Origin of the sequence: Nostoc sp. S13 (assembly GCF_029379315.1) — a bacterium.
Classification (GTDB): Bacteria; Cyanobacteriota; Cyanobacteriia; order Cyanobacteriales; family Nostocaceae; genus Nostoc.
Genome location: NZ_JAQYWQ010000096.1, coordinates 16,380 through 28,489, shown reverse-complemented (window position 1 = coordinate 28,489; position 12,110 = coordinate 16,380). Strand labels below are relative to the sequence as shown.

At 41.9% G+C, this 12,110-nt stretch carries 12 protein-coding genes; 5 read left to right on the top strand and 7 right to left on the bottom strand.

Translation table 11 applies throughout. From position 1 onward, the window contains the following. Nucleotides 1-14: 14 nt before the first annotated feature. Nucleotides 15-584 (bottom strand): Rpn family recombination-promoting nuclease/putative transposase, encoded by a 570-nt coding sequence (locus PUQ00_RS24370; RefSeq protein ID WP_300421659.1) that lies wholly within the window; start codon nt 582-584, stop codon nt 15-17. 138 nt (nt 585-722) lie between these two features. Next, entirely contained in the window at nt 723-1,652 is a 930-nt protein-coding gene (locus tag PUQ00_RS24365; protein WP_300421657.1) for a sugar ABC transporter permease, read from the bottom strand. Between the two features lie 403 nt (nt 1,653-2,055). On the opposite strand from PUQ00_RS24365, the gene PUQ00_RS24360 reads away from it, so the two are divergent. Continuing rightward, complete coding sequence (locus tag PUQ00_RS24360; protein WP_300421656.1) at nt 2,056-2,718, top strand: GIY-YIG nuclease family protein; 663 nt, start codon at nt 2,056-2,058, stop codon at nt 2,716-2,718. A gap of 165 nt (nt 2,719-2,883) precedes the next feature. Here the strand turns inward: PUQ00_RS24360 and PUQ00_RS24355 are convergent, their stop codons facing one another. Then, nucleotides 2,884-3,738, bottom strand: a complete 855-nt coding sequence (locus tag PUQ00_RS24355) for a PhnD/SsuA/transferrin family substrate-binding protein (protein WP_300421655.1) — start codon at nt 3,736-3,738, stop codon at nt 2,884-2,886. Between the two features lie 181 nt (nt 3,739-3,919). Between PUQ00_RS24355 and PUQ00_RS24350 the strand changes: the two genes are divergently transcribed. Continuing rightward, nucleotides 3,920-4,834, top strand: a complete 915-nt coding sequence (locus tag PUQ00_RS24350; RefSeq protein WP_300421653.1) for a DUF3365 domain-containing protein — start codon at nt 3,920-3,922, stop codon at nt 4,832-4,834. Nucleotides 4,835-4,876: 42 nt separating this feature from the next. On the opposite strand, the gene PUQ00_RS24345 is transcribed toward PUQ00_RS24350, so the two are convergent. The 4 genes from PUQ00_RS24345 to PUQ00_RS24330 all read right to left on the bottom strand — a co-directional run bounded on the left by PUQ00_RS24345 (nt 4,877) and on the right by PUQ00_RS24330 (nt 8,384). Beyond that, on the bottom strand, nt 4,877-6,262 hold the full coding sequence (locus PUQ00_RS24345) for a serine/threonine-protein kinase (RefSeq protein ID WP_300421651.1): 1,386 nt from the start codon (nt 6,260-6,262) through the stop codon (nt 4,877-4,879). A gap of 360 nt (nt 6,263-6,622) precedes the next feature. Next, nucleotides 6,623-6,856 carry a DUF4278 domain-containing protein gene (locus PUQ00_RS24340; RefSeq protein ID WP_300421650.1) on the bottom strand — a complete coding sequence of 78 codons (234 nt, stop codon included), beginning with the start codon at nt 6,854-6,856 and terminating at the stop codon, nt 6,623-6,625. A 431-nt stretch (nt 6,857-7,287) separates the two neighbouring features. Continuing rightward, the gene (locus tag PUQ00_RS24335) at nt 7,288-7,899 is read right to left on the bottom strand and encodes a calcium-binding protein (protein ID WP_300421649.1); all 612 of its coding nucleotides are present in this window, start codon (nt 7,897-7,899) and stop codon (nt 7,288-7,290) included. 320 nt (nt 7,900-8,219) lie between these two features. Further along, nucleotides 8,220-8,384 carry a hypothetical protein gene (locus PUQ00_RS24330; protein ID WP_300421648.1) on the bottom strand — a complete coding sequence of 55 codons (165 nt, stop codon included), beginning with the start codon at nt 8,382-8,384 and terminating at the stop codon, nt 8,220-8,222. 381 nt (nt 8,385-8,765) lie between these two features. Between PUQ00_RS24330 and PUQ00_RS24325 the strand changes: the two genes are divergently transcribed. The 3 genes from PUQ00_RS24325 (at nt 8,766) to PUQ00_RS24315 (ending at nt 12,005) form a co-directional block, all read left to right on the top strand. Next, a complete protein-coding gene (locus tag PUQ00_RS24325; RefSeq protein WP_300421647.1) occupies nt 8,766-10,154 on the top strand; it encodes an NB-ARC domain-containing protein in 1,389 nt (462 codons plus the stop codon). 333 nt (nt 10,155-10,487) lie between these two features. Next, entirely contained in the window at nt 10,488-10,742 is a 255-nt protein-coding gene (locus PUQ00_RS24320) for a hypothetical protein (protein ID WP_300421645.1), read from the top strand. A gap of 3 nt (nt 10,743-10,745) precedes the next feature. Next, a complete protein-coding gene (locus tag PUQ00_RS24315) occupies nt 10,746-12,005 on the top strand; it encodes a murein transglycosylase A (protein ID WP_300421660.1) in 1,260 nt (419 codons plus the stop codon). Nucleotides 12,006-12,110 lie beyond the last annotated feature (105 nt).

The following is a 12,110-nucleotide window of genomic DNA, read 5'->3' as shown; positions in this document are numbered from 1 at the left end:
GTCCGCGTTCGCTTTTAGCGTCTCGTAGAGAGCGTCTTGATTCTGACTCCTGAATTCTGACGAATGTATTCTTCTTCAATTACAAATTTATAGATAAGAATTCTCTCTACTAATTCTAAGAGATTGCTACGGTTAGCTTCATCCGTTTGTTGTACTTGATTTATCAAGTTTTTCGCTTGCTGTACGGCTTTATCTTCTGCTGCAACTACTAACTTAATCACACCTAGCCCAATCGAAGATGATAGTACATCATCTAACTCATCTAAATAAATTATCCGAATTTGCTGTTGAGCTAATGATGTTTGATAAATGAACGGCACACCTGGGTCGAGACTGCGTTGAGCAAAAAGTAATACTGCTTGCCAGCGACGTTGAGGTTTATATTGATTTATATACAGGAAAGTTTCTGTGATTATTCGCCAGTAAATATCATTATCGCGCTGAAACTGTACCTCAACAAAATAGATTGTGTCTTCTGGGAAGTCAGGTTTGGGTAAGAATAAACCATCGATATGACGTGCTAGTTTTTTGATTTCTACTGAGGTAAATTGATAGTGCAACGCCAGGGCTGGGGATTGTTCCAAAAGTTCAAATAAGAACCTGGAAGAGTTTGGAATAAGGTGTAAAAAATCGTGTCTGTTTTCATGCACTATCGATATTTGAATAGTTTCAGATGAACAGGGATGATTTTTCTAAATTTAATGTATTTAAATTAAGTCATATCAAATTGTGATATTATCGTCCCCCTGCTGATTAATAATTAATCGCAAAATTGATAACCCCAAAATTATCAAAAATAGCACTAGCCCAATTGTGCAAGCATAGCTAATTTCCAAATTATTGAAGGCTTGCTCATATAGATAATAAACAATCGTTTTCGAGCTACTGAGTGGCCCCCCTTGGGTCATAATGTAGACTTCTTCAAACACTTTGGTCGCAGAAATAGCCGAAATCACCGCCACTAGTGCTAAATATGGCTTCATCAAAGGTATGGTAATATCCCAATGTTTGCTGATACCATCAGAGCCATCGATCGCAGCAGCTTCGTAGACATCAGGGGGAATTGATTGTAACCCGGCTAAATAAATCACCATGTAGTAGCCTAGTCCCTTCCAGACGGTGACAGCCATCACGCTGGCAAGAGAAATTGGTACAATGCCAAAAATTTTAGCTGGGCTAGTTAGCCAAGGAATACCTTCTGGAAAAATACCTAAAGCTTTAAAGAACTGATTGAGTAATCCGTTTTCTGCATATAGCCATTTCCAAGCTATTCCCGCAACTACCATTGAAATTACCACTGGGGTGTAGTAAGCTGCTCTAAACCAATTCATTCCCCGCAGTTTCTGATTTACTAAAATTGCCAGCACTAAGGGAGCAATTACTAAAATTGGTACTACACCCACAAGATATAGAAAAGTGTTTTCCAAGGTTTTCCAAAAAACTGCATCTTTCCAAAGCTTGAAGAAGTTGGCAAAACCTATCCATTGTGGCGGCTGGGCAATATCTTCATAGCGAGTAAAGCTAAGGTAAAATGCTTGCAGTGCAGGCCAAAAGACAGTTAAGCCCAAAAGAACCAAGGCGGGTAGCAAAAATAAATAAGGAGTCAGTCGTTGTTTGATGAATATCCAATTTTTAGGCGTTAATTGATTCATATAGCAGTCTGCTTTGATTTTTGAAATTATTTGCGTAGACAGGGAGTAGGGAGTAGGGAGTAGGAAAGAAGCCTTTTTGGGGTGTACTGATTTTTTTCAAAAATTAAATATAAGTTCTATATAGTAGTCCTCAATTATTTGTGAAAATTTATGTTGATTCTTCTCTCTGTGTCGCGCCAGTTGCTACAACGGGGGGAACCCCCGCAACGCACTGGCTTCTCTGCGCCTCTGTGGTTCGATTAAAAAGTAATTTTCACAACTCAGATAGGATTGCTATATAAAGTTTAATAGTTGTTTTCGCTTTGTCAGAACCAGAATTTGGGGATGTGAGTAGATTTAAGCTTCAATATTTTAAGGGCATATATTTGCGTAACGCTAATTAATAACTCGGAGATCAACTGCAATGGAAACTCAGCACAACTCGCCAATTGAACATCAAAATGTCCCCATAAACCACCGTGGACTACATGACTTTTTGTACAGTTCTGATGACGAACACGCCGCCATTGAGGTGAGTATAACTCCTGAACTGGCAAATAATGGTACTGAAATCATTGACCTTGAGGCTTGGAATGCCGTTGCTCAGAACGCTAAAATTGCAGGTGTTTACGCCGTATTGGATGCAGAACGCCGCCCACAGTACATTGGCTATTCTCGGAATGTGTTGCTTTCCTTAAACGGTCATCTTCGCCAAAATGGTCAGCAAAAGTGTGCTTTTGTCCGCGTGCAAGCATTCAAGTTCCCCAAGCGTCAAGAAATGGAAGATTTGCGAGATGCGTGGATAACAGAACTCGAAACTACACCACCTGGTAATGCTTCCGAAAGCGGGATGTGGGCTAGTACGGTAGGCGAAGCTACCAAGGCGGTAATGTCAGAGGTTCAACGTCAAGCCTACGAGGAGAAAAAGCTAAAACTGCGGAAAGCAATGGCTGACACAACCCTTTCTAAAGAGTCAGAAACAATAGATGCCAGTGAAGCCGAACGTCAGCGTCAACTTGAAGCTGCGGTGACAAACGATGACTGGAGTGTAATTATCGACGCACAGACACAGGAAACTAAGTCTTAGGATCAGTGTTCGGCTCGTCAATATTTAGATGCGATCGCCTTGAGGAGATAAAGGAGACAAGGAGAATAAACCATGTCCAATGCCCAACCTCTCCGAGTCGCAGAGGGAAAGACTTGAACTAAAATTCCAGGGAGGGAGAGGTTCGTCGAACTCACGTTAATTGACTCAAAATAAACGAACAGGCTTTTTTTGCAGCTTGGAACTAATCGAGCTTACCCGATCAACCAGAGAAATCATGTATTTGTAATCTGGTATTTGTCCATTGGGTACATACCCCACTTCTTGAGCTAAATCTGAAGGCGAATCACTCATCACTTTACGGATAAACTCTTGACGGTTACGTTCTACATTCGGCCCAATCAAAACCACACCTAATGGTACATAGTGAGGGTCTTTAAATAGTATGCGGAATTCGGTTGGGGTCAACTGTGAACCGTAGACACTCAATTCAGCCTCCGAGACAGCACAGGCGATCGCTTTTCCTTGTGCGACCAATTCCAGCGCGGCTTTGGGTGTGGGTGCAAACAGTATCTGTGCCAGTGTTGTACCATAAAGATTGTAAAGAGGAAAATAATATCCTGTTGCTGAACCTAACTGGCCTAAAGCCACTATTTTACCTTCTAGCTGTTTCAAGTCGGATATTGGATTGTCTTTGCGAACAACGAAAATTGAACGCAAATTACTAATACCTATTAAAGGAAACAGAGGAACATATTGGTAGTGTGCGATCGCAATAGCCGCTAAACCCGGTGGAGCAAATACCAATGACCAAGCACGAGCCTGAAGGCGCTCAATCGCTCTGTTTTCATTAAAAACAGGCTCTAGCTGAATATATGCATTTGTCTTTTCACCCAAGTAACTATTGAATTTAGCATATTGGTTAATTATCTGTTCGCCTCCACCATAGTTGATTACACCAACAGTTAAATTGCCCTCAAACTCTTTTGGTGATTGGCAAGCAGCAAATGTAAAACCTAGCAGATGAAACATAAATAAACGACGGGGAAATCGCACAAACATCACTAATTATGGTTAAGGAAATAACTTGGCTTTCAGGACTAATTTAGATAAGTTTGACTGCTGCTTAAATAGGTGATATTGCTGCAAAAAATTAATATTTATTTAAATATTGTGAAAATGCTCTCTAACAGGTATAAATAAATATTAGACAAACTTAGATACCAGCTTTCTTGCTTAGGTTATGTTAAACAACATTACGTTAAAAAACCTAAAAATAGGTGCTAAATTTAACTTACTTCTAATATTAGTTTTCATAGTCAGTATTGTGGGAAGTAGCGTTGCTTTATCCAGTGTACTCCAAGGGAGAGCGCAAAATGAAGTAGCTTCTCAAGCCCAGATTCTCATCCAAATGGTGAACGCAGTTAGAGACTATACACAAAATCGTATAGATCCTTTATTAGAACCTAGACTAGACACTAACCCAACGTTCATGCCTGAAGTAGTACCAACTTTTTCCTCTAAAGAGGTTTTTGAAAATTTTCGGAAAAAGCCTGAATTTAAAAACTTTTTTCATAAAGATGCAACACTTAATCCAACTAATTTAGCGGATAAAGCTGATAATTTTGAAACTCAACTTGTAGAACGTTTTCGCAACGAACCCAAGACTCTAGAAATTTCAGGGTTTCGTAACTTGTCAGAAGGCGAAGTATTTTACATCGCGCAACCACTAAAGATTACAGAAGCGAAATGCTTGCGATGTCATTCTACACCAGATCAAGCTCCTAAGAGTCAGTTGGTAAATTATGGCTCGGAAAATGGTTTTGGCTGGCAACTCAATCAGATTGTTTCTGCCCAAATAATCTCTGTTCCTTCTCAAGAGATTTTTGCCAATGCCAAAGGGACTTGGAGATTGATAATGGGACTTTTAATTACTATCTTTGCAATCATAGTTTTCTTAATTAACTTCTTAATCACAAAATATGTGATTCAGCGCATCAGAAGAATAGAGAAAATCGCCCAAAAAGTTAGTGTTGGTGATATGAGTGCTGATTTTCAAGAAAGCTCTAATGATGAAATTGGCGGGTTAGCAGAAGCATTTAACCGAATGAAAGCTAGCTTAAAAATAGCTCTGGAGATGTTGAATAACCAGGGCTAATAATTCGTAATTTAAGGAGACAAAAACGCAATACTTAAAAAATTAAGACATTAGACGCTGCTGAAATTGCAAAGCTTTTTGAGGTTCGGGAATTTGTGATGCTAAAACTTTCACAAATTCTGCACGAGAAATTTGTCCAGAAGACCTAACAGCTTTTTGCACTAAGAACCTAGCTATTGGGCCAATTAAATCAGCTAACTCGCGTTCGCACTGATGCACAAAGCTATCGCTGATTACTTGAGGTTCTTGGCTTGGTAAATTATTTGACTTAATTTCAGATTTAACACTAAGTTCCTGTAGTAGAGTAGATTTCTCTAATAGAAACATCGTTTTCTTCTTAAAATTAATTTGTTGATTTCCTCGAAGATGAAGGGCCAATTGACTAATTAATTCTTCGCAGCTGGGCGCTGATGCGGCAACTTGTCGTAGTAATCTTGAGGCAACGGGGCCGACAAATTCTAAAAGAATCGTTTCCAAGCGGTTGTAATTTTCCGCAGACAGGATAGAAGCAGGTGGATACCCAATTGAGTTTTGTTGAGAAAGTGAAGCTTGAGGCGGTTGTGTAAAAGATGGTGGTTGAAGTGATTGCGCTTCTACTTTAGTATTAGTATCAAGATCCTTAAGCACCCGTAGAACTTCAGCCGCAGACTGATAGCGCTGTTTAAAGTGGTGTAGCACCATCTTAGATAACACAGATGCCAACTCAGAACTGACGTTAGCCTGATGCTGCCAAGAAATTTCTCCTGTATCTGGGTCTTCCTCAAAGTTTATAGGATGTAATCCTGTCAGCGATTGAATACCAATAATCCCCAAGGAATAAATATCACTGTTAGGGCGGGGCTTACCTTGCCCCTGTTCTGTAGACATATATCCTGGGGTGCCAATGATAATAGTAGCCCCCATCTGCCCTGCAACTGTAAGCAGTTGAGTTTGGACTTGTTTAACTGCACCAAAGTCAATCAGCACTAACTTGCCGTCTTGTTGCCGCCTGATTATATTGTCCGGCTTGATATCTCGATGGATAACGTTGTGGCTGTGAATAAATTGCAGAATACCCAACATCTGTTGGAGCAGTTGAATTACTTTCTCTTCTGTCCAATGTTGATTGGGGAACAGTTCTGCTTTCAGAGTATGCCCTTGAATGAACTCTTGCACCAAGAAGAACTCTTGGTTTTCTTCAAAATAGGCTAAAAGCCGAGGAATCTGGTCATGGTTGCCCAGTTGTTCTAGTGTTTCTGCTTCACTGGTAAATAGCCGTCTGGCAGTTTCGAGAAATTCAGGGCTACGAGTGACGGGCTTTAGGTGTTTGACAACGCATTTCGGGAAACCTGGCCGATGGGTATCTTGAGCTATGTAGGTTTGACCGAATCCACCTCTACCTAAGACCTGGAGGACTTGGTAACGTCCGTCTAATAAATGTCCTAACATTGTCTCACTTGCCTAAGATCCTCAAATTAATCTTGGCACAACTACCAGCTTTGGCAAGGTTTATTGAGAAAGAAAGTAGGTAGGTAGTGCTGAAATTCCAAGGTTTTTTGGGATTGTACTACAAGTTCATGACTCCCTAAACTTCAGATCCGCTTGCTGCCATATTATTGTTGAAGCTTTAATAAAGTATGTTCAGTTTAATTCCCCCGCCTCTTGTGGCAGCAGGAATTGAACGCCTAATTAAAATCCCCGTCACAAAACGTAATTGCGAATTGCGAATTGATTTAATAATTCCTCATAAATCGGCAGTGCCCCAACTTTTGAAGTGCTTGCTGGTTGAGAGACTACGGTAACTTCTCCCTATGCAGTTTTATTTAGAAAGTAAGTGATTCCCCTAAAACTCAATTTATCGGCTAGTGGTGCTAGAGGAACTTCCGCCGATTGGGAATTTGGATCAACACGATAAGTAAGGTCACCGTACATTAGATTATAAGCTAGCCCAAGTTGAGGAGCGGGTTCAAAGGGCTGTTCTGTTTTATTGCTAACCTTGCTTCGGTCGTATTCGTAGTTCAGACCACGATAGTAAAGTTTCATAATTTTCGCTTCCTGAATAACTTTTGTTCAACAATGCCAAAGAGTTATCAGAGGTTAATTGGAGAGTTATGCAAGAGTTGAAAAAATTTCCACTTTTTAACTATAGAAAGCAACGTCGCCTGGTTTGCCCTGGCTCTCTGGTTAGTCACCAGAAGGGTAGGTGGGTTTTGTCTCGTGTAGCCAAGCCAGTGTGGGAACATCATTCTGAATTCTGACGACTGATGCCTTTATGCTGTTTCGATAAATTAGACTTTTTAAGCAAACTTAAAGGGTAGGACACCATAAATGCCCTACCCCTGAATTTTTTACAAACTAGTTTGTGTTATTAACAGCTTTGCTCATGCCCGGAAATGCGATCGCATTCCCTGCGCGATCTGTGCGCCATTGCAGACTTTTAAGCGCGAATGCATTTCCGGGCAACAAAGTGCTGACTAGACAAAGTTGAAGTCTAGGGAGATGATGACATTGGTAGTGTCTTGAATATTAGCAATCAAGTCACTGCCATAGTAAACTTGTGTGTCTAGAGCCGAACTGCCACTATAGTCTGCATATCCGAGAGAGTATTGACTAGAGTTACCAATGGTTTCAATCTTATCACCAGAAGAAGGATCCCAGTCAGTAATGGTAGCGTAACCAAGACCTTGGTATGAAACACCCCAGGAACCGCCAAGAACGAAAGTATCAGAACCATCACCACCAACCAGAGTGTCGTATTCTATGCCAGTAGTTGCATAGCCGTCAAGGCGATCGTTACCGGCTCCACCATAGAGGAGATCATCGCCAGCCCCACCATAGAGACTGTCGTTGCCAGAGTATGTTGGATTCAGACCGCCGTAAAGGACGTCATTACCTACTCCGCCGTAAAGCTTGTCATCCTCATTGCCGCCGTACAATGTATCGTCGCCATCATAGCCATACAAGGTATCGTAGCCGTCGTAATCATTGTAGCCAGAGCCATAGCCGGAACTGGGATAGCCGTAGATCAGGTCGGAACCGCTAGTGCCATAGAGTACATCGCTGTACCAGATGCCGTTAATAGCCATTTGAGTTTCTCCTTAGAATTTAAAGACAACTTGCCATCCTGTTGATTTAATGACTCCTTGAGCCGATACCCAAAAAACTCTTCAGGACAAATTAAGTGTGTGCTTTCAACCCATTCAACTCAACCGAAGCTTACGAACTTAACAACGAACTTAAAAACTTCTTAACCTCGATCTTCCGAAGCTAGACACAGTAATTATTTCAGCCACTGCCAAACTCAATTCCACTTCCCTAAGATCGGCAGAGCTAACCTTAACTTCAGCATCTACAATTACAAAGTTTGTAGCGAACAGAAGAATAGCGATCGCTTTCCAGGGAATTTTTAGATAGCAGTTACGCGTATCCGCAGGAATTTTTTAACCGCCTCTGCCCAAATTTCGAGCGCCTTCACAACGGTTAAAATCTTCTCTGTGTGATGTCGGAATACTCCAAAATCAATTGCCGCAGCCAATGTTTCGGTATTAGCGATCGGGAATATAATTAACACACGTAAAATTACTTAACGTTGATGGGAGAAGAAAGCAAGTAACATAAAATTAGCTGAATAGATTCGCTCCATTCGGTCTTTTAACTGTTACCTGCTCTTTGCCTGAAATAGTTTTTTGTATTTTTGTTTCCTAGCATAATTCTTCAATAAATCCTTTAAATGGGTGCAGTTTTGAGAATCAAGACTTGATTGAGTTGTAGATAAATTTGGATGGCAGCTGAAGTTATTTACTGCTGACTTGTGCCCGTCATGTCTTATTTATTGCTGCATCTTACCGATGTACTACAGACAGTCATGCTTATCCATAAAAAATACTATCTATATTTATAACCTGCGAGGTTCCCTATGAAGTCCCAATAAAGGAGCCGTAGACGTGGTGTAATGCTAACGCCCCAAGGATTACAGAAACTCCAAGATGCAAAATCTAAATCAGAAAGTTCTGAAAATTTCGATAAACATTACACTCATGAAGTCTTAGGTTTTCGTATGGGGTTAGACCGAGATACAGTCGCAAAGGTATTTGCTTGTGAAGTGGGGGTAGATCGGCAAACCCTAAATTACTGTTTTCAAGCATTCAAACTACAACTAGAACCTAATGACTATCAGTTCGCCAATCCGCATATCAACCCGCAGGAAGGCTACACAAAAATTGAAAATCGAATTGATTGGGGAGAAGCACCAGATGTATCCCTTTTTTGCGGACGCAAGGAAGAACTAACAACCCTGAAGCACTGGATTTTAGCTAAATCTCCTACAAATCAGGCAATACCCTGCCGTCTGATTAGCCTATTAGGCATGGGTGGGATCGGCAAAACCTGGCTATCCGTAAAACTGACTCAAGAACTTCAGGATCAGTTTGAGTTCGTGATTTGGCGATCGCTGCTCCCTGCTCCTCTAGTTAACGATCTCCTAGCAGACTTGATCGCTGTTCTATCTGAGGGGAAAGAAACCGATCTGCCAGAATCATTCAATCACAGGATTTCACGGCTGATTCATTATTTGCAACGTCATCGTTGCTTACTGGTTTTAGACGGTGCTGACGGACTTCTCCAAGAATGTGCTGCCCCAGAGATTACTTATAAAGACTGCATCTGTTTCCACCACACAACCACCGGGGAGTACTGGAAGTTGTTAAAGAGAGTGGGAGAAGCCATCCATCAAAGTTGCTTAATCTTAACCAGTCGTGTCAAATCCCATCAGTTCATCCCGCTTGAAGGAAAGACACGACCAGTGCGAGTATTCTGTCTTCAAGGATTAGAAGTTACAGACATCCAAGAACTTTTCAAAACAAAAGGAACCTTTAGAGGATCGCCAGACAGCTGGAATCGATTAATCAAATCCTATGCAGGGAATCCCCATGTCCTAAACCGCATTGGCACAACGATTCAACAATTATTTGATGGCAGCATCCCTGAATTTTTAAAACAAAAAGTTACAGTTTTCGGTACAATTCTCAAGGATTTAGACCGAGAATTTGAACACCTATCGGATGCAGCTAAAGCAACGATTCAATGCATGGTACTCAATCGTCAATCCATTTCTTTTTCAGAGCTACGAACAAAGATGCCATCCTCGGTTTCATCCCAAGAACTTCTGGAAACCTTAGAACTACTGCAAGCGCGATCGTGGATTGATGCCAAATCAGGTCTGTTCTCTCTCCATCCGATGATGATTGAATATGTCAAATCTTTTATTATTGACGAGAAGATCACCAAATTTCAGCCGAGCGTATTTCTGGATAAAGAACATCAACGTCAGGTAGCAAGCTAGAACTGCCAAGGGAACTTTCGTCTAGGGCTTGCTTCTTTGAGTTCATTACTAGGGTTTATCTGCTTATCGCCTAGTAATTTACGAGTGTGATTCTCTTTAGAGCAGGGAGTGTCAATCAGGTATTTAATTCAACTTTATCGGGAGCTTTGTCAGAGTCAGAAAGCCCAGCACTTTATGGCGGGACTTAAAAAAGCCCATCTGATTGACAAATTATTTATGACTTAACCTGTCAAGGATGCCGTATAAATCCCCTGCTCCCGTATGCTTACCCTTTTCATTCGGAGGTGACGTGGTTAACAATGGGTTGAATGTTTTTTCAAATGATTCCACCTTATGACTAGAAGTGCAAATGAATATGCCGTATTCCTCCTATTGGAAAGCGGCCACCGGGAAGAAGTACGTTTTCCAACTATTCAAGAATTTCAGAAGTGGTATAGTGGCGAACTTGTGCCAAAGTCTGCTTCTAATGACTTTATTAGTGTCCCGATTAAAAATATTCAAGGTGAGTATATGGTAGTAAGACCCTCTCGGATCGTGGCAATCCGGGTAGAACCCATTTTTAGTTCCAGTGTTGAAAGATTCAACTAAATGATCAGAAAAACCCTTACTTTGTTTTCCTTGAGTCTAGGAATTGCCCTTGTAAACCCTCTCTGGGTGGCTGTTGCTCAGGTTCCTAACTTACTGCCGTTGCCAGTCCCCATAACTCCTGATCTCCCGTCTCTGCCAGTACCAACTATTCCTGAGTTAACGCCACCGCTAAAACCAATCGCTATTGGAACCGATTGTAGGCTCCGGCAGACTTGCTTGGGTTGGGATGACCAAATTTGGGGTCAAATAGGTAAAACAGGCGATCGCAATGCGTTGTTGGCTGCCATTGACAATAGTCTGCTTTACCTAACAAAGAGTGACGCGATCGCAGCATATCAAAATTATCCAGTTAAAGAAATTACTCTTAATCGCGTCCGCCGGAGTTTGGTACGTTTCCGCCAACTGGTTATCAGTTCTAAGTCAGCAGCGCAACTACAAGCCTCTGTCCGCCGAGAGTTTGTCTTCTACCAGTCTGTGGGCAACGATGGCAAGGGTACTGTTAAGTTCACTGCTTACTACGAACCTGTTTATACTGCTAGCCGTGTCAGGACTTCAATATATAAGTATCCTCTTTATCGGCTACCACCTGATTTCAGCCAATGGCCGAAACCCCACCCAAAACGAATTGATTTGGAAGGGAAGGATGGTTTACAAGGGAATAAGAGCAAGTTGCGCGGTTTAGAACTGCTTTGGTTTCGCGATCGCTTTGACGCATACATGGTACATATCCAAGGTTCTGCCCAAATTAAGTTAACTAATGGCAAAACAACATCAATTGGCTATGCAGGTGGAACTGATTACCCCTGGACTAGTATCGGCAAAGAACTAGCCAAAGATGGCAAACTTCCACTGAATGGATTGACGCTACCACGGATGATTGCTTACTTCCGGCGACAGCCGCGCGAGTTAAACAATTATCTGCCACGCTGGGAACGATTTATTTTCTTCCAAGAAACTGGTGGTACCGCAGCTACAGGCAGTATTCATGTGCCGGTGACAGCAGAACGTTCCATTGCCACAGATAAGTCTCTCATGCCACCGGGAGCACTAGCGCTGATTTACAACTCATTTCCCTATCCTGTTGGACGGGGTAAACTAGAGAATCGTACCGTCAGCCGCTTTGTGCTAGACCAAGATACCGGAAGCGCCATTAAAGGCCCGGGCCGGGTGGATTATTTCATGGGGTCTGGTAAACTAGCAGGCGATCGCGCTGGCATCACAGGCGGTAATGGTTCACTATATTATTTGCTGCTCAAAGAATAAAGTTAGGAGTTAGCAGCGATGCCCTTCCTCAGTTCGGCAGAGCTACCTGTAACACCTGCCGTACCCTTCCCTACGGGACACCAGGGGCGAACGAGAAGCAAGCTA

Bases quoted from the DNA above. Each gene is read 5' to 3' on its own strand.
- PUQ00_RS24365 (WP_300421657.1), bottom strand. From the start codon at position 1,652: ATGAATCAATTAACGCCTAAAAATTGGATATTCATCAAACAACGACTG.
- PUQ00_RS24360 (WP_300421656.1), top strand. From the start codon at position 2,056: ATGGAAACTCAGCACAACTCGCCAATTGAACATCAAAATGTCCCCATA.
- PUQ00_RS24355 (WP_300421655.1), bottom strand. From the start codon at position 3,738: ATGTTTGTGCGATTTCCCCGTCGTTTATTTATGTTTCATCTGCTAGGT.
- PUQ00_RS24350 (WP_300421653.1), top strand. From the start codon at position 3,920: ATGTTAAACAACATTACGTTAAAAAACCTAAAAATAGGTGCTAAATTT.
- PUQ00_RS24345 (WP_300421651.1), bottom strand. From the start codon at position 6,262: ATGTTAGGACATTTATTAGACGGACGTTACCAAGTCCTCCAGGTCTTA.
- PUQ00_RS24340 (WP_300421650.1), bottom strand. From the start codon at position 6,856: ATGAAACTTTACTATCGTGGTCTGAACTACGAATACGACCGAAGCAAG.
- PUQ00_RS24335 (WP_300421649.1), bottom strand. From the start codon at position 7,899: ATGGCTATTAACGGCATCTGGTACAGCGATGTACTCTATGGCACTAGC.
- PUQ00_RS24325 (WP_300421647.1), top strand. From the start codon at position 8,766: ATGCTAACGCCCCAAGGATTACAGAAACTCCAAGATGCAAAATCTAAA.
- PUQ00_RS24320 (WP_300421645.1), top strand. From the start codon at position 10,488: ATGACTAGAAGTGCAAATGAATATGCCGTATTCCTCCTATTGGAAAGC.